The 17,663-nt window shown below is 41.3% G+C and carries 17 protein-coding genes, 1 tRNA gene and 2 pseudogenes; 9 read left to right on the forward strand and 11 right to left on the reverse strand.

Going from position 1 to position 17,663, the window contains the following annotated elements; genetic code table 11:
• Window positions 1-437: 437 nt before the first annotated feature.
• Together WKT17_RS11160 and trxA are read left to right on the forward strand one after the other, a co-directional pair.
• Window positions 438-1,331 (forward strand): NAD(P)/FAD-dependent oxidoreductase, encoded by an 894-nt coding sequence (locus WKT17_RS11160; protein WP_226853676.1) that lies wholly within the window; start codon window positions 438-440, stop codon window positions 1,329-1,331.
• Between the two features lie 95 nt (window positions 1,332-1,426).
• Entirely contained in the window at window positions 1,427-1,735 is a 309-nt protein-coding gene (trxA, locus tag WKT17_RS11165; protein ID WP_173749766.1) for a thioredoxin, read from the forward strand.
• A 56-nt stretch (window positions 1,736-1,791) separates the two neighbouring features.
• Here the strand turns inward: trxA and WKT17_RS11170 are convergent, their stop codons facing one another.
• Window positions 1,792-2,460, reverse strand: coding sequence for a Crp/Fnr family transcriptional regulator (locus WKT17_RS11170; protein ID WP_173749765.1), 669 nt, complete (start codon window positions 2,458-2,460; stop codon window positions 1,792-1,794).
• A 79-nt stretch (window positions 2,461-2,539) separates the two neighbouring features.
• Between WKT17_RS11170 and WKT17_RS11175 the strand changes: the two genes are divergently transcribed.
• On the forward strand, window positions 2,540-3,256 hold the full coding sequence (locus WKT17_RS11175) for a GDSL-type esterase/lipase family protein (RefSeq protein ID WP_173749764.1): 717 nt from the start codon (window positions 2,540-2,542) through the stop codon (window positions 3,254-3,256).
• Between the two features lie 10 nt (window positions 3,257-3,266).
• On the opposite strand, the gene WKT17_RS11180 is transcribed toward WKT17_RS11175, so the two are convergent.
• The 4 genes and pseudogenes from WKT17_RS11180 to WKT17_RS11195 all read right to left on the reverse strand — a co-directional run bounded on the left by WKT17_RS11180 (window position 3,267) and on the right by WKT17_RS11195 (window position 5,946).
• Window positions 3,267-3,755, reverse strand: a complete 489-nt coding sequence (locus WKT17_RS11180) for a low molecular weight protein-tyrosine-phosphatase (RefSeq protein WP_173749763.1) — start codon at window positions 3,753-3,755, stop codon at window positions 3,267-3,269.
• A gap of 160 nt (window positions 3,756-3,915) precedes the next feature.
• Entirely contained in the window at window positions 3,916-5,178 is a 1,263-nt protein-coding gene (locus WKT17_RS11185) for a tyrosine-type recombinase/integrase (RefSeq protein ID WP_291683646.1), read from the reverse strand.
• An 86-nt stretch (window positions 5,179-5,264) separates the two neighbouring features.
• Window positions 5,265-5,469, reverse strand: a pseudogene (locus WKT17_RS11190) (excisionase).
• 102 nt (window positions 5,470-5,571) lie between these two features.
• Complete coding sequence (locus tag WKT17_RS11195) at window positions 5,572-5,946, reverse strand: hypothetical protein (protein ID WP_173749762.1); 375 nt, start codon at window positions 5,944-5,946, stop codon at window positions 5,572-5,574.
• A gap of 84 nt (window positions 5,947-6,030) precedes the next feature.
• Between WKT17_RS11195 and WKT17_RS11200 the strand changes: the two genes are divergently transcribed.
• A complete protein-coding gene (locus WKT17_RS11200) occupies window positions 6,031-6,639 on the forward strand; it encodes an AAA family ATPase (protein WP_180211143.1) in 609 nt (202 codons plus the stop codon).
• 919 nt (window positions 6,640-7,558) lie between these two features.
• Here WKT17_RS11200 and WKT17_RS11205 read toward each other — a convergent pair.
• The 4 genes and pseudogenes from WKT17_RS11205 to WKT17_RS11215 form a co-directional block, all read right to left on the reverse strand.
• Window positions 7,559-7,783: a DUF6718 family protein gene (locus WKT17_RS11205; RefSeq protein ID WP_173749760.1), complete on the reverse strand. Its 225-nt coding sequence runs from the start codon at window positions 7,781-7,783 to the stop codon at window positions 7,559-7,561.
• Window positions 7,755-8,381 (reverse strand): hypothetical protein, encoded by a 627-nt coding sequence (locus WKT17_RS11210; RefSeq protein WP_202031326.1) that lies wholly within the window; start codon window positions 8,379-8,381, stop codon window positions 7,755-7,757. The genes WKT17_RS11205 and WKT17_RS11210 overlap by 29 nt, the downstream gene beginning before the upstream one ends.
• Window positions 8,382-8,972: 591 nt before the next feature.
• Window positions 8,973-9,062: pseudogene (locus tag WKT17_RS16335) on the reverse strand (site-specific integrase); the annotation flags it as partial.
• A 40-nt stretch (window positions 9,063-9,102) separates the two neighbouring features.
• Complete coding sequence (locus tag WKT17_RS11215; protein WP_340272852.1) at window positions 9,103-10,290, reverse strand: AIPR family protein; 1,188 nt, start codon at window positions 10,288-10,290, stop codon at window positions 9,103-9,105.
• A gap of 455 nt (window positions 10,291-10,745) precedes the next feature.
• Between WKT17_RS11215 and WKT17_RS11220 the strand changes: the two genes are divergently transcribed.
• The 5 genes from WKT17_RS11220 to WKT17_RS11240 all read left to right on the forward strand — a co-directional run bounded on the left by WKT17_RS11220 (window position 10,746) and on the right by WKT17_RS11240 (window position 15,367).
• Window positions 10,746-10,829, forward strand: a tRNA-Leu gene (locus WKT17_RS11220).
• 286 nt (window positions 10,830-11,115) lie between these two features.
• Complete coding sequence (locus tag WKT17_RS11225) at window positions 11,116-12,975, forward strand: TIGR03960 family B12-binding radical SAM protein (protein ID WP_291683575.1); 1,860 nt, start codon at window positions 11,116-11,118, stop codon at window positions 12,973-12,975.
• Entirely contained in the window at window positions 12,965-13,672 is a 708-nt protein-coding gene (locus tag WKT17_RS11230) for a TIGR03936 family radical SAM-associated protein (RefSeq protein WP_173750135.1), read from the forward strand. Before WKT17_RS11225 ends, WKT17_RS11230 begins: the two co-directional genes overlap by 11 nt.
• Window positions 13,665-14,873, forward strand: coding sequence for a ribonuclease E/G (locus tag WKT17_RS11235; RefSeq protein WP_340272855.1), 1,209 nt, complete (start codon window positions 13,665-13,667; stop codon window positions 14,871-14,873). The genes WKT17_RS11230 and WKT17_RS11235 overlap by 8 nt, the downstream gene beginning before the upstream one ends.
• The gene (locus WKT17_RS11240) at window positions 14,870-15,367 is read left to right on the forward strand and encodes an NUDIX hydrolase (RefSeq protein ID WP_173750134.1); all 498 of its coding nucleotides are present in this window, start codon (window positions 14,870-14,872) and stop codon (window positions 15,365-15,367) included. The genes WKT17_RS11235 and WKT17_RS11240 overlap by 4 nt, the downstream gene beginning before the upstream one ends.
• Window positions 15,368-15,437: 70 nt before the next feature.
• Here WKT17_RS11240 and WKT17_RS11245 read toward each other — a convergent pair whose 3' ends face one another.
• Both WKT17_RS11245 and WKT17_RS11250 read right to left on the reverse strand, forming a co-directional pair.
• Entirely contained in the window at window positions 15,438-16,718 is a 1,281-nt protein-coding gene (locus WKT17_RS11245; protein WP_291683576.1) for an amidohydrolase family protein, read from the reverse strand.
• 50 nt (window positions 16,719-16,768) lie between these two features.
• Window positions 16,769-17,638, reverse strand: a complete 870-nt coding sequence (locus WKT17_RS11250; protein ID WP_294542667.1) for an amidohydrolase family protein — start codon at window positions 17,636-17,638, stop codon at window positions 16,769-16,771.
• Between the last annotated feature and the right edge of the window lie 25 nt (window positions 17,639-17,663).

Consider the following 17,663-nt stretch of genomic DNA (forward strand, 5'->3'; position numbering starts at 1 on the left):
AATAAAACAGATATGGCACTTGTTTTTTGTGTCTTCTTATTAATTGCTTTTAACACATTACTGCTAATTAATTGATTTGTCAATCTTTCTCTTTTTTGAAAAAAATGGCTGGAATTTCGTCACTTTTTCTTGTAGTTTTTTAAAGTTTTCTTCTCTTTTTGTGTGATATTCCATGGTTTTAGTATACCGTTTGGTATATACTGGTTCTACCACTTGATTTTTTCACAATTATTTTATAATTTTATTATTTATTTTTATTATTTTTTACCATTTGTATTCATAATAAAAAGGAAAAGATGTTTTAAATGTCCAATAAAACCACTTTTCCTTTGGCCATTCTGTGAACAGGTGTGCATTTTCCTATTCTCTGCGTTTTTACTTTTCTTCTCTTTATTCTTGTGCTATGCTTATCTTACCTAAAAGGAGGTGCAACCCATATGAAATCATCTACGGAAAACACCCTGCAAAAGCTGATTATTGCAGGCGCAGGCCCGGCAGGTATATCTGCTGCGTTATATGCGGTCCGGGCAGGTATTACGCCTTTGATTCTCTATAAAGACGGCGGCGCGTTGGAAAAAGCTGTAAAAATCGAAAATTACTATGGTTTTTCCCATCCCATTTCCGGAAAGCAATTATATGAAAATGGCTTGCTTCAGATACAGGCTCTGTCTGTTCCCACTTTACAAGAAGAGCTTCTATCCATAGAATATGACGGAGACTATCTGATTCATACAGCCCTTCATACCTTTCGTGCAAAATCTGTCATTCTGGCCACGGGCACAAAAAGAAATACCCTGTCCTTAAAAGAGCTGAAAAAATATGAAGGAAACGGCATCAGCTACTGTGCTGTGTGCGACGGTTTTTTCTACCGTCAAAAAGAGGTTGCTGTTCTGGGGAACGGGCCTTATGCCTTGCACGAAGCCAGAGTCTTAGAGCCTCTGGCCAAAAAAGTCACCATTCTCACAAATGGATCTGAACCGGCATTTGCCGCCGAAGAACTGGGAAGTATCCGCGTGGAAGAAAAAAAGATACTCTCCGCCAGAGGCGACACCTCTCTGTCTCATCTGGAATTCGAAGACCATACTCTCTTCCCTCTGGATGGACTTTTCGTGGCCCTTGGGACTGCTGACAGCACGGATATCGCCCGGAAACTGGGACTTTTCATGGAAGATAATCATATTCTGATAGAAAAAGATACCAGCACCGCCCTTCCCGGACTTTTTGCAGCCGGAGACTGTACCGGAGGCTTACTGCAGATTTCAAAAGCCGTTTACGAAGGTGCTCTGGCCGGTACAAAAGCTGTAGACTATCTGCGGAAAGAACTGCAATAGAAAAAATCAGGAAAATGTAACTTTGTCACAGACATTTTAACGTTTCTGCGTTATAATAAAGACAATTTCAGAAAGACGAAAAGGAGATTGGAATTATGGCAATGGAATTCACAACGGCAAATTTTGAACAGGAGGTCTTAAACTCTGAGGTTCCGGTACTGGTAGATTTCTGGGCTACCTGGTGCATGCCCTGCAAAATGCTGGCACCTGTCATCGAAGAACTGGCAGAAGAAGCCAATGGGGCTTACAAAGTGGGAAAGGTGGATGTCGACGCTTCCCCGTCTATTGCAGCACAATTCGGCATTATGAATATCCCTACGGTTCTGCTCTTCAAAAACGGTCAGGTAGCCGGTAAATCTGTAGGTGCCGTTCCGAAAGAAAAACTGCAGGATTTACTCCGGTAAATCTGCAGCAACTTTCCCTGCATAAGTGCCGGAAATCACTCTATCAGCTTTTATGTTTACAAAAGCTGATAGAGTGATTCTTTTCTCTCTAGTTTAATTTCTCCCCGATTCAAAGAAATCGAACCGGTCTTGGCCAGTTGTTTCAAAGTCCGGCTCACGGCTTCTCTGGCACTCCCAATGATTTTTGCAATCTCTTCATGAGTCATAGCAATGCTGGAAGAACCTATTTTGGCAGATTCATCTAACAGAAAAGAAACCACTCTCTGGGTCAGACTTAAAAAAATCATCTGCTGCAAAGCCTCCACCACATCGGAAAAACGCTTTGCCGCTTCTTTATACATAAAGTTGTCCATATATACATTCTCCCTGGACATGGCCGCCAGAAGCCCCGCTGGAATCACCAGAGCCGCACACTCCGTCTGCGCTTCAATTTCCACGTCAAAAGTAATGGCAGAAAGCACGCAGGAAGCTGCCAATATACAGCAATCCCCTTCCCGCAGACGATAAATTGTCACCTCTTTCCCCTCATCGGAAAGCAGGTATGTCCGCATAATTCCCTCCAGAATAAACACAGCCCCCAGACATTCTCTTACGCTGGAATAAATGCTGTCACCGGCCTGATACCGGACAATCCGGGATTCCCGAAGCAGCAATTCTTTCTGAATCTCCGTCAAATGTTCCCAAAACGATTTTTTTCGCAAAATTTCTTCTTTCTTCTCATTCATTTGTATCCCTGCCTTGTATTTTTTATCAACACCTTTTACAATTATCTCTATAACTAAGCATACAGCAAAGGAGTCGCTTATGAAAGCTAAACATCAAAAAATAAAATCCATTTTCCTGATTTTGATTCTTTTTCTCATAACCACCTCGCCAATTCTGCTTTCCGCTTTGCAAAAAAACTTTGCCATACGGGTGGCCTGCGTGGGTGACAGCATTACCTATGGAGCCAAAATTGAAGACAATTTCCTCAATTCCTATCCAGCCCAGCTACAGCTGTTTTTGGGCAGCGACTATCTGGTGGGGAATTTCGGCGCCAGTGGATACACACTGCAAAAAAGCGGAAATTTCCCTTATTGGAATCACCCTGCTTTTCAGGAAAGCTCTGCTTTTCAGCCAAATATCGTGCTGATTATGCTGGGCACCAATGATACCAAGCCCTATAATTGGACGGGAACGGAAAATTTCCTGGCAGACTACCGGGAATTGATTGCCCACTACCGTTCTCTGAAAAGCCAGCCTCAGATTTATCTCATGACACCGGCCACTATTTTTCCGGAGAGTTTCAAACCCGCTAACGGCTACAAAATGCAGGCTGACGTGGCAGATTTGGTATCCAATGCTGTAAAAGAACTTGGAGAAGAAGAGCATCTGCCTGTCATTGATGTACATGCCTACACCCGGACGCACCCGGAATACTTTCTCCTGGACGGCGTGCATCCGGATGCCTACGGCGCAAAGGCCATTGCCCGGCTTACTTTTGAAGCTCTTCGAGAAAACGAAAGCAGTTTTCAAAAATAAATTCCTGTACTCAGGATTCTTCTATTTTTCCCTGTTTTTGCAGGTATTCCAAAAAGGCCTTACAGCCGGTTACGATGTCTCGGTATGTATCATCAAATTTTCTGCTGTACCAGGGGTCTATGACAGAAGCTGTGCTACCTGTGTATTCCAGCAACATTTTGATTTTTCCGCCTCTGTGTCCGGTGATTTTCTCTATGTTGCGAATGTTCATGGTGTCCATGCCGATAAGATAGTCGTACTTGTCATAATCTGACTTCTTTAACTGCACGGCTCTTTTACCTTCACAGGAAATACTGTGACGGGCCAGTTCCTCCCTGGCCGGCGGATACACCGGATTGCCGATACCGTTCCAGATTTCTTCGGTGCTGGTAGCGGCAGAGGCGATTTCAAACTGAGACGCAAGGCCCTGGGCCTGCACCATGTCTTTTAAAATGAATTCTGCCATGGGGCTGCGACAGATGTTGCCGTGGCAAATAAATAGTACCTTTATTTTCTCCATTTTATCTCCTCATATCCTCTCAAAGCCTTATAAATACTGGCTTTTCAGCCTTTGTGCATTTTTTACTTGAAAGGTTCTTTTTCTTATAAATTCTTGTATTTTCTCATGTTTTTTCGGGCATTTGTGGTACAAATGGGTTATTTTTAAAGTCCCAAATTCCTTATGAGATAAGGCTTACATGAGTTGTTTGTGCATGTTTTTGGGTTATAAACTTTTTCTTTTCCAGTTCATCCCTTGCTTCTTTTAATCTGGCAAGTTCTTTCTTTGCATCATCATAGCCGGTATGCGTATAAATATTAAGTGTTACAGATACATCTGAATGCCCCATCAGATATTGCAGTGTCTTTGGGTTCATCCCTGAATTGGCCATATTTGTACAATAAGTATGCCTGCATATATGTGGAGTAACTGGCGGCAATTGCAACAAATTCTCACGATTATATTTTTCTCTTGCATGCTGCATGTACTTTTCCCAATGAAGTGCAACCATTGGCCTTCCATTCTTGTCCAGAAACAGAAATCCTCCATATCCGTCTACCATTGGCTCACGTTTTGGTTTCCTTCTATTCTTCAAGATTCGAAGAAATGCCTCTTTTACATCCGCTTCCATTGGAAGTAACCGAGTACCACTTGTTGTCTTTGTAGATACGATGATATACTTCATTTCTCGAGTTCTTTGCAACTGATGATTCACATTGATAATATCTTCTTTAAAGTCCAAGTCTTTTACAGTAAGCCCACAAAATTCAGATATTCTAAGACCTGTCTTGAATAAGATATAAAATGCATCATAATACTGATTATAATGTGGATCATTCTTTACAAACTCGAGAAATTTTGCTTCATCTTCCGGAGAAACAGCGTGTCTTTTCTGACTGTCATTAACAAGTACTGTACCTAATTCAAATCCAAATGGATTTTTTAGAATCAAGTCATCATCCACAGCCATTTGAAAAGCAGGTCTTAAAACACCTCTGATGGAATGAATGGAACTATATCCTCTACCATCTCTTTGCAGTTTTATCAGAAAAATCTTTGCGTCAGAAAGTTTCACATCATCCACTTTCTTATAAGCGAATTCTTCCTTTTTCAATACATTCACCACAAATTTGTAATTCGCTAAAGTATTATGCTTTACTCCTGTTTTCAGGGAAAGATATCGTTCCACAAGTTCAAGCACTGTAATGTTACTTCCTGTAATCCCTTGCATCTGTAAGGACTGAACTTTTCTTTCTTTTTCCCTGAGAGAAAGATCTGCCCGTTTACCTTCCGGCATCTTATCTGCTTCTGTCAATCTCCAACTATATAATATTTTACGCTTACCAAGTGAATCTGTATATTTATAGCGGTAACGTCCACTTAGTTCCTGCCATTCTCCTTGCTGGAGAACTCTGCCTTTATCATCACGTCTCTTTGAAATCATATCCTACCTCCAAGGGGACGCAACATGATATTGTTAGTATATCATGTAACCCCTAATTCGAACACCTCCTTCTTTTAAATTTCATTTTATATCGCACTGAGTGTATCAATAAATTTTTTCAAATCTTGTTCGTTTTATCTGTACACGATTCCCATTCCAAAGCAAATACTCTGCATTTGGATTGTCACTGACTAACTTACGAAGCTTTCCTTCTCCAATACGAAAATAGGATGCTGCCTCTTCAATGGATAATGTATACTTCTTCCAATAAGGTATATCATAACTTGTCATTTGTATGCCTCCTTCTATTATCTTTGTTTTTGACATTGGCGGCTGGCAAAGGTATCTATAAAGACTGCCAATGCCAAAGTATTTTTTTGCCAATGTCATCTTTTATTCTGTGATTAACGCAACTGTTTTTCTTCCCTGACACCAGTCATAGCTTAATCTACTTTCCAATTGCTTTCTTGCATCTCTTCCTGTTCTGGAAGAAATCCCATAGGCTAGTAGTTCTGCCTCTAATTCTTCTAAACACATTACTTTCCGTTTGGTTAATAACTCCAGAATCAACTTCTGTGCCTTTTCCAGTTTCGTTTCCTTTTTCGTTCCTGCTTTCCCCATCAGCAGATCTTCAATGGATATATCGTATTCTCCTAACCATTTTAAGCCTTCTTCTCCTAAAGAAAACGCTACCGGATTTTCCTTCTTAGCAAGAGAATCCTTTTGCTGATATACCACTCGGATATCCTGTTCCTTCTCTTTTTCCACCTTTTCTACAAATAAGATGCTTCGTACTGCCGCTGCGATATCAATGGATCCCAGGGAACGGTAATCACTCTGACTTCCTCAGGACTGAACACTTCCCTTTATAAAGTGGTTTACTCCAGTCTTTCTACCCTAACTGTAAATGATTTTTACCGGAACCTTGCCACTGAGCTCGGAGCTCAGCCTGCATTCCGCAAGACCGATAACTTCAAGATCATCCAGGATGAGATCAACCGTCTCGTACTTGAGAAACGACAGACGCCTGTCATCATCATAGATGAAGCGAACTATATTGGAAACGCAGTGCTCAATGACTTAAAAATGCTGTTCAACTTTGAAATGGATTCCAAAGACCGGGCGGTTGTTCTTCTTTCTGGTCTGCCACAGCTCAACAGCACCCTGCGCCTGAGCATCCACGAACCTTTCCGCCAGAGGATTGTCATGAATTATAACCTGGAAGGTATGACAAAAGCAGAAGGACATTCCTATGTTACTGCCAAGCTGAATGGCGCAGGATGCACACAAACGGTATTCGAAGAGAATGCACTGGAAGCGCTCCTCAATGCAGCGAATGGAACTCCACGTATGATCAACAAGCTGTGTAATGCAAGTCTGCTGGTTGGAAACAGCTCAAATTTAAATATCATAACCGCCGATGCCGTCATGCAGGCAATCAATGACTGCGAGCTCGGATAACTTTAGAAACCATCATGTAAAATAATCTGCATGATGGTTTTTTACATAAAACAGTGTGACGGAATCGTCCAAAACTATGTGATTGATACCGTTGTCAGGCACTATAAAAGATCTATTTTAATGTGACGGAAGAGGCAGTGTTTAATTTGCTGAATAACAGACAGTCTCTGACCAGATCAGCCCATTCACTCAGACGGATTTGCTGTGCAACTAAACTTGTGTGAGATTTCATGACTCACCTCCTGTGATAAAGTCTAAAAAGTTGAGTACTAAACTATTTGGACTTTGTAGTGATGAGTCTATTATCTCACATTGGATGATTTTGAACAGGTACTTGCTATTTTGCGTTTACTCTTTTCCATGTCATAAACTCAGATATTTTATGAAAAGTCAGCTTAATTATACCAGTTATCTAAAGATTTTGCTCATTATAATTCAATAAAATCAAGGAATTTTAATGTCCGGTGGAATTTACCACTGCACTGGAATTTAAAATTTCAAGTCAGCGTTTTCGTTAGTAAATCTCATCCATTTCACCGGTTCAAACAACCCTACTCATTCATCTTTTTTATTACATTGTAATTCACATTAATGCACGATTATCAAAAAACGCCCCACACTTGCAGGACGTTCCTCTCTCAAATATTCACTTAACTCTCACCTGTAGTAGTCTCCCCGTAGAACCCTTTTAACGATTTCCCCAAGGGGTTCACTTCTATATATACTCTCTTAACGATAACTGTTACACAATCCACTTTAACTCGCCTGAGAAGTAGTCTTTCAGTAGTTCCGTGGCACTATGACTGCCGTACTATGCCCAGTTCTGCGCGACTTTTCACTACACATTCGGTAGTCCGTTCACCCTGCCGTGGCAAACAATCAATTCTTGTTATCAAGTCAACGGTCTACACATAAGCAATTATAATCTTTTCACTGCCTGCTCAAATTCCTGCTCTGTATCAACAAACCGATACGGTTCATATTCTCCATATGCTGATGGGCGGCTAATTGTAACTAGTTGCACTTTATCCGTTCCTATTTCGGCAATTAACTTTCTCTTAAAATCCACTAAATGCTGACCGTGAGCCGTCTGTAAAGCCAAACAGCCAATATCATTAATTTTTTTTGCAATCAGATAACACACGCTCCAACACCTCCTTGAACTCATTTTCTGTTCTGATTCTACCACTTTCATATTCTTTTCGCAACGAACAACCAATCCAATTGTCATAATTGCGTTTATATACATATTTATGAAGCCAGTTATTTAATTGCCGGTCATAATATGTATTGTACTGAATTTCTATAGGATAGTGATAATTACTTAATTGAAAATAGACATGAATTCCTCTATATCCATCGTCATGTGCTTTTCCTTCTGACATATCAGCCATACGAAGATTTTCACAATTTCTAAGAGTCAAAATCTCTTCATAATTATCACATAATGCCCGAAAACCTAACATATCATCAAAAACTTTTCTTGCCTGATGATCCGGAAAATATCGTTCATATTTTAACCGAGCAGACTGTATGCTCTTAATTCTATAATCTGTTGCAATATCATGTAAAATGCTACAAGAATCATACCACTCATTAATCTTATCTAATTCTTCAAACAAAGCTTCCTTATCAAAATAATGCAAATTCTTTTTCAAATGAATGCCTAGATTGGAACGATATGAAAGCTTCTTTAATTTTTCTATGGACAATCCATCTTTTTTCAAAATATCTTCTATCAAAACCTCATCTCCTACACAGATATTTTTATTAACTTTTCCTTGTATTTTATCATATCGGAGCATCTTTCAAAAGTTGTAAAATCGTTGTAAAAGTTCTTCCTGCTGCCTGTTGCGTTAGTTTGCCCTGCTTTGCCGCGATTTGCCAAGTATGTAGCTGCCGCTGAGATTGTTAAAGCAATCACAGAATAAGCAAAACGAGGCAAAATGTGGCATATTGAGGCCGTCAAAAGTAGTAAAAACGTAGTAAGAATGGGGGTGTGTTACTACTGTGGTGATAAGGCAAATATTAATTATCTTGCTTTAACCAAGAACCATTCACACATCCATTTTCAATGATTTCTCTAGCATATTATTATTTAGAATATCTAAATCAGACACAAATTTCAACGCCGAGTGATAACCTCATCACCGAACTCAATGCAGCCAACTTTCTGCCTTGCCACAAGCAGCTCATGTCCAGCTTTCGTATGTATCCCCCTGTCAATGTCGGAACCAATGACAGGGTTAAAAAAGCATAGGCGACCTCCAAATTCAAAAGCAGGTCGGTTAATCCTGCAACATATTGATTTTGAACATTTCATACACATCTTATGTCATCGGAAGTTTTCTTGTTCCCGCATTCGTTTTTGTAGATTCGATGTGATATTCCATGTGGTTTGTTCTCTGTAGCTGATGATTGATTGGTTCATCTATTTAATTCATTCGGTTATAGAATTCCTTATTATTCGGTATTCAACATAGAATAGAGAAGAACTTCTTTATATAAAAGATCCCATGTATTAGGAGATTTCGCAACTGCGTCTGGGCTATCTGATAAATCTTCCGACGAAGTCATGATAATATTAATAAGTTTTCCTCCTAGCCTATTCCAGATCTTCTCAGGTGACATTTCCCAACTATATAACTGGGTTGACTTATCCACCTTGACTAATGCTCTAAAAGCCGCAACAATTGGAAATATAATTCCTTTAGGCAATACATAGTTCATCGGTTGATTGCCAAAAATAGAATAATTTACAACCGTATCTTCATTCACATACTTTGACATTTTTTTTCTGCTATATGTACGATTTACCGTATTACCTTTATCAGCAAATGTAGTTTCAACCATTTCCCAAATATCAAAAATATCAGGAATAATCGGAGTCATGTTTTTTACAATTTGGTCTCGAGAATCCTTTAATCTTAAAAATCTATTCAGACTTGTCTCTTTTCCGGTGTAAGACTGAATCGGCTGCGCATCTCCTCCCTTTGGATAGAGGCTTTGATTAAACATGTTCATAATAGCAATAATTTCACGTACATCAATTACGTTTTTGTCACCAACATGTTCATTCTGCTTAAATGCAATACGATTATAGAAACTTTCATTTTTCAGAGCTGCTTTAATCGGCTCAAAACTACGATTTAATTCCTCGATAGAACGCTGATCCACCTGAACAGACTGATTTCGAGCTTCAGCAAGTTCCACTGGTGAGGAAATTCCTGTAAAAAATTCAAAAAAAACATACTGCTCAAAGAACAGTTCATTATTCTTTTGTTTTGTAAGAATAATCTTTAAAGTATGACCTCCATCAATATTTCCATGTATCTCAGGGTCCGATAAAGTAACTTTAATCATTCCTGTCTTATTATCATAGGCAAACTTGTCTACAGACATTACAATACCTCTATTCTTTTCATGGAAATTCTTGCATCCACTGTCAATGCTTTTTGCAATTTCTTTTGCGACATTTGTTGTAAGCTTCTGGTCTCTAGGATTAGTACGCATCCAATCTTCAAACTTTGCCGGAACATCCTGTAATCTTACATAACAAACATACTTTTTAGAACCATCCTTTGTAAGTTCACTCATTGGATTATCCATCTTCTTTACCTGCTTTGCAGGAAATTTAATAATACTTGCCATTTTTATCCTCCTTATGGTCATCGATTTTGCGAATAAAAAAAGCGTCTACCAAAGTAGAACGCGAATAATAAGTCATAAAAAAGGATAAACTTTACCTTCTGCAAATACATTACACGCCTTCACATCTACTCAAGATACTGAAAAACTACCAGGAATAAAACATTCCTGCAGCTGTGCTTCTTTTATTCATTCACATTATCTCACAGTAAAAGCAATACGTCAAACGCTTTCAAATTATCTATAGTCATTCTGATAAATGCACTCTGAATTCTATTTTTTAACAGAATACATAATTAATCATATGCCCTCTTACACCTCTCCTGTTTCCCATTATCGCATAAAGCAACATGCACACCCTACACTCTCATTTTAAAATTTTCTAAAAAACTATTGACGAGTTGGAAAATATTTGCTATACTTTCATTTGTCCTTTGGGAAAACCAAATGACAAGCGAGCGGGAGTGCTGGAATTGGCAGACAGGCAAGACTAAGGATCTTGTGTCTGTATAGACGTGTGGGTTCAAGTCCCATCTCCCGCAGTTTTATACAGAGTGTAAAGAGGGCTGAAATCCTAAATACAAAGGGTTTCAGCCCTTTTCATTTCTCTCTCCCTTCTTTAGCAGCACTACTTTCTCTTTTGTATTTTTGCAAAATTTCAGTCAGAAATCCAGTAAGATTTGACAGAGGGAACAGTATTTAGTACAATTTAGGAGATAAAATAGGATACATGATGTCTATTATAAAAATGATAGTCGGTATATTTCTGTATAAACAGTAAAGGAACCTTGCTTTACAGTTAATAAAATCTAAAAAATGGAGGTTTTCATGAGAAAACTAGCTTTAAGCGATGAAATATTACTAAAAATCGAGAAACCAGCCCGCTATATCGGGAATGAAGTGAACTCGGTAATGAAAAACAAAGATGAGGTAGATATCCGTTTCGCTATGTGCTTTCCAGACGTCTACGAAATCGGAATGTCCCATTTGGGAATCCAGATTCTCTATGACATGTTTAACCAGAGGGAAGATACCTGGTGCGAAAGGGTATATTCTCCCTGGCCGGATTTGGACAAAGTGATGCGGGAGAAAAAAATTCCTCTGTTTGCATTGGAATCTCAGGATCCGATTCGTAATTTTGACTTTCTGGGAATTACCATTCAGTACGAAATGTGTTATACCAATATTCTGCAGATACTGGATTTAAGCGGTATGCCTTTAAGAGCAGCGGATCGGGACGAAAGCTGGCCTTTGGTTATGGGAGGCGGTCCTTGTACTTATAATCCGGAACCATTGGCGCCATTCTTTGATTTGTTCTATATCGGAGAAGGAGAAACTGTCTTCGGAGAAGTTTTGGATTCTTATAAAAAATACAAAAAAGCTGGAAAAAGCAAAAAAGAATTTCTGGAAAGAGCTGCGGAAATTCCCGGAATTTATGTACCTTCCTTCTACGATACCACTTATAAGGAAGACGGAACCATTGCCTCTTTTGTGCCTAACAATCCGCATGCAAAAGAAAAAATCGAGAAACAGGTCGTTATGGATATCACCAACACCTATTATCCGAGGAAACCTGTCGTACCTTTTATCAAAGCCACACAGGACAGGGTAACTCTGGAAGTACAAAGAGGCTGTATTCGCGGCTGTCGCTTCTGTCAGGCGGGTATGCTGTACCGCCCTACCAGGGAAAGAGATGTAAAATTTTTAAAAGATACAGCAAAAGCCATGCTGGACAGCACCGGACACGAGGAAATTTCCCTTAGTTCTCTGAGTACCAGCGATTATTCTAAACTGCAGGAATTGCTGGAATATTTGATTGACGACTGTTCTGAAAGAAAGGTGAATATTTCTCTGCCTTCTCTTCGCATTGACTCTTTTTCTCTGGACGTTATGCGTAAAGTACAGGATATCAAAAAAAGCAGCCTGACCTTTGCACCGGAAGCAGGTACTCAGAGAATGCGGGATGTGATTAACAAAGGGCTCACAGAAGAAATCATTCTGGAAGGCGCAGGCAAAGCCTTTGAAGGCGGTTGGAGTAGAGTAAAATTATACTTTATGCTGGGACTTCCCACAGAAACAGAAGAAGATATGAAAGGAATTGCTCATCTGGCCGAGTCCATTGCCAAAAGATATTATGAAATCCCAAAAGACCAGCGACACGGCAAATGCCAGATTGTAGTCAGCACTTCTTTCTTTGTGCCGAAACCTTTCACTCCATTCCAGTGGGCCGGAATGTTCCGGAAAGAGGATTATCTGGAGCGAGCAAAAATTGTCAAGGAAGAGATTAAAGCACAGTTGAATCAGAAAAGTATTAAATACAATTATCACGAAGCTGATGTAACCGTTTTAGAGGGAATTCTGGCCCGCGGTGACCGAAGAGTGGCGGACGTATTAGAAGCAACTTACCGAAAAGGTGCTATTTTTGATGCCTGGTCCGAATATTTCCGCTATGACCTCTGGATGGACGCTTTTGAAGAGGCAGGTCTTGACCCGGAATTTTATACTTTAAGAGAGCGCCCGCTGGACGAAATTTTCCCGTGGGATTTCCTGTCCATTGGAGTAACACGGAAATTCCTGGAAAAAGAATGGGAAAAAGCCCATCAGGAAGCAGTTACGCCAAACTGCAGAATGAAATGTTCCGGCTGCGGTGCGGCAGCTTACAAAGGAGGTGTCTGCATTGAAGGTTAGAGTAAAATTTGCAAAACAGGGAGCCATGAAATTTATCGGGCATCTGGATATTATGAGGTATTTTCAGAAAGCTATCCGCAGGGCGGACATTGATGTGGCGTATTCTGAAGGATTCAGTCCCCATATGATTATGTCTTTTGCTGCCCCACTGGGTGTAGGTGTGACCAGCACGGCAGAATATTTTGATATGGAAATTCAGACATCCATACCGTCCAAGGAGGCCATCAGACGACTGAATGATACTATGGCAGAAGGTATGAAAGTGCTTAGTTTCCGGCAGATACCAGACGGAAAAGCCAATGCGGCCATGGCTCTTGTGGCGGCTGCCGATTATCAGGTGAATTTCCGGGAAGGTATGGCACCCGGAGACGACTGGAAAGAAAAGGTACAGGCCTTTATGGAACAGCCGGAAATTCTGGTTGTAAAGAAAACGAAAAAGAATGAAAAAGAGGTGGACATTAAACCTTTTATTTATGACTTACATTTAGATAACGGAGGAATATTCCTTCAGCTTGCAGCCGGAAGTGTCAAAAATACCAAGCCGGAGCTGGTAATGGAAGCATTTTATCAGTTCTGCGAGAAAGAATTTGATAGTTTTTCTCTTTTGGTGCATCGCCTGGAAGTATATGCAGATAAAGGGACAGAAACGGAACGAAAACTGATTTCTCTGGAAAACCTGGGAGAAGACCTTGAGTAGGCTGATACTGACTCCCATGGAATACAAAGGCATTCCCATGCTGACGGCTGCGTTAGAAGAAAACGGGCGTATCTGTCAGATAAATCCCATGGGAATGTCAAAAAGCTGTATTCTGGGAAATATTTATATTGGAAAAGTAAAAAATCTTGCTAAAAATATTCATGCAGCTTTTGTGGAAATTGCAGAAGGCCAAATGTGCTACTACTCCTTGGATGAAAAGGAACCGCCTGTTTTTGCCAATCCCAAAAAGAATGAAGAAATCAAACCGGGAGACGAAATTGTGGTACAGGTGGCTCGGGAAGGAATAAAAAGCAAACTTCCCTATGTGACAGGCAATCTGAATTTTACCGGTCATTATCTGGTGCTCACTTCTCACAGAAAAGAACTTGGTTTTTCCGGGAAACTGACAAAAGCGGAAAAACAGCGTTTTCGGGAACTTCTGGAAAACCGCATGCCGGAAAATGCAGGTATCATTGTCAGAACCAACAGCCGGAATGCAGCTGATGAGAAGATCCTGATAGAACTGGATTTGCTGGTGCAGAGATACCAACAGGTTTTATTGAAAGGAACATCCCGGGTATGCTTTTCTCTTCTGGAAGAAAGCCTGCCGGAATATATGCAGGTTTTGCAGAACGTATACACCGAACATCTGGAAGAAATTGTGACGGATAACAAGTCCTTGTATGAAGCGGTTTCCAGTTATGCCAAAACCGCCTTTCCCGAAAACACACAAATCCGCTTGTATGAGGACAAACTCCTTCCGCTCTACAAATTGTACAGCCTGGAAAGCGCCCTGGAACATGGACTGCATGAAAAAGTCTGGCTGAAATCCGGCGGCTTTCTGGTCATTCAGCAGACCGAGGCTTTTGTGTGTATTGACGTCAATACCGGAAAGTTTACAGCAAATAAAGAAATGGAGGAAACCTTTCGAAAAATCAACCTGGAAGCGGCCGCAGAGATTGCTTTGCAGCTAAGACTCCGAAACCTGTCCGGTATCATTCTCATCGACTTTATTAACATGAAAAGCCCGAAGCATAAAAAAGAACTGATGGAAAATCTGCAGGCGTATTTAAATCGTGACCCGGTAAAAGGAACGGTGGTTGATATGACTTCCCTGAACATCGTGGAAGTAACCAGAAAAAAAGTGCGGAAGTCTCTTACAGAAGAAATGAAAGAACTGGCAAAGGAGGTTGTATCTTGAAAGAAAAGTCCCAGCTGACCACCTTGTGTTATATTGAAAACCAGGAACAGTATCTGATGCTGCACCGGGTTTCAAAGAAAAATGACGTAAACAAAGATAAATGGATTGGCGTTGGCGGCCATTTTGAAGCCAATGAGAGTCCGGAGGAGTGCCTCCTCCGGGAAGTTCACGAGGAAACCGGACTGACGCTCACTTCCTACCGTTTTCGCGGATTGGTTACCTTTCATCTGGAAAAAACAGACGGAGATTTTTCAGAAACAGAGTACATGTGCCTGTATACGGCAGATGCATACGAAGGTGAAATCACTGAATGTGAGGAAGGCGTACTGGAATGGGTGGATAAAAAAGATTTGTTCCGGTTAAATCTCTGGGAGGGGGATAAGATTTTTTTCCGTCTTCTGGAGGAAGACAGAGTTTTCTTTTCTCTCAAACTCAGCTATGTGGAAGATGAACTGAAAGAGGCGGTTTTGGATGGAAGGACACTGGATTTATGAAACTTTTCTTCTATCCAAAATAGCTCACTCTTTCATATTCATATTTTCTATAGAATCTTTTTCTGAAAAATCAGCGAATACATACTCCATTCACATACTTGCACACAATATTCTGCTCATCCCCCAGATAAATAAAACGCTCCAGCCTCTGTGAAACCTCCAGCTTCCGGGGCTGGGGCAGACTGGTGTCATCCAAGACCAGCGCATCAAACGCATACCCCGGCAAAAAACTTCCCACGTTTCCGAAAAAAGAACCTCCACCCAAAGTTCCCATATAAAAGACCTCTGGAAATGTAAGAGGCTTTGCCTCGGAATCCACCAGACGCCAACGCAGCTTAGAGCACTGCACCGCATCAGCCATGGCACGCAGAATGGAAGTGTTGCTGCCTGCCGCCATATCACTGCCCAGTCCTATTGAAACGCCCGCGCTGAGAAACTTTCGTACCGGTGCAATTCCGGAGGACAGATTGGCATTGGACTGCGGACAATGAGCCACATAAACGCCCTGCTCTTTCATCAACTGGATTTCCTCCTCGTCTACCCAAATACAGTGCGCCATCACCGCAGGATAAGTTCCGCCGAAAAGTCCTGCCTGAAAATAAGCATCGCTGTAAGATTTCGCCTTGGGACACAATTCCTTTACCCAGGCAACCTCCTGAGGATTTTCCGATAAATGAGACTGAACCGGCAAACCATATTCCTTCTGAATCGTTCTCAGCTCTGCCATCAGTTCATCACTGCAGGCCGGAATAAACCTTGGGGTCAGAATGGGCCTGGTATGTCTGTATTTTCCCTCTGTCTCCTGTAACCACCGTCTGGTTTCTGCTGCAGAACTCTGTGCGCTTGCCTCTTCCAGATTTTTTCCGCCGTTTCTGTCCATATTCACCTTGCCTGCATACGTTTCCAAACCGGATTCTTCCAACAAATCCATCAGAATTTCTGTGGCTTCTACATGAAGAGTGCCAAAGATAACGGCTCTTGTCACTGCACTTTTTTTCAGTTCCTCCACATACATGCCATATGCCCTTTGAGCGTATTCCAAATCCGCATATCGGGCCTCTTCCGGAAATGTATGGGTGTTAAGCCATTCCAAAAGTTCCAAATCCATTCCCAGCCCCCGAAAAGCATACTGGGGCGCATGGGCATGCAAATCCGTCAGTCCCGGAATCACCAGAACGTCTCCCATATCTCTCACCTCAAAAGAGGCAAACTTCTGAGGTATCTTTTCAAAAACTCCCTGGCAGACACCATCTTTACAGACTGCATAACTGTTGGGTTTTATGTGAAGTTTTTTCTTTTCATCGCTATAACAAATATGTCCTTTCAGCACAAAAGATTTTTTTCTGTCCATTCTGAGTCCTCCTGATGTTTTCTCTGCCGTCATGATAACGGTTAATTTCTTTACTGTCTCTGGAATTTTTCCCGTATCCTCTGTTCGCCTTCCAAAAGACGCTGCTGCACCGGCTGGCTGTCCCCCAGAATTTCCTTAAAGCAATTCCATTCATCTGCAAGTCCCTGTCCGTGATAAACCCGGTAAGCCCCCGCATCGCTTCCCAGTGCCATGTGCACGCCCCGGGCAAAAGCACTGCGGATATTCCGGCTTCCCGTTTCCCAGATTTTCTTCAACACCTTATCGGAAAAGCGGCCGCAGCCAATCATATTTTTTACCACTGTAATTGTAGGCACCCAGACCACATCGGACTCTGCCATCGCCTGTATGGTTTCCCCGTCCACATAATTTCCATGTTCCACGCTGTCTGCCCCGGCTTCCACCACTTCTCTTACCGCCCTAGCACCATTGGTATGAGCCATGACTGAAAATCCCTCCTCATGGGCAATATGCACCATTTCCTTTACTTCGCCAAAAGAAAGGGGTGTTTCTGTCACCGAACCATCTGTGTTAAAATCCATAATTCCCGTGGTCATAATTTTAATAAAATCTCCCCCCTGAGCACCAGCTTCTTTTACAAGGGCTGCATACTCCTTCAGATTTTCAAACCCCCGTCCCACAATTCCTCCGTAGTGCCCTTTGCGGTGAATGGCAAAAACGGGCGTTCGGTAGTCAATACCGTATTCCCCTGCCAGTTCTTTCGCTCTTTTGGAAACCTGGAGATTATCTCCGCCGTCCCGGACAAAGGAAATATTTTTCTCCTGATATGCCCTGAAATGGCTGTGAATAACTTCCTCATCTACACCGTTCTCATGCTTTCTCACAGCCTGTCTGTAATTGACCGCGTTCATAAAAATATGTGCATGGTTTTCTCCAAACATGATGTCATCTTCTTTCCTGTTTTTT

This window comes from Blautia sp. HCN-20427, from assembly GCF_037890365.1.
In the GTDB taxonomy this organism is placed as follows: domain Bacteria; phylum Bacillota; class Clostridia; order Lachnospirales; family Lachnospiraceae; genus Blautia.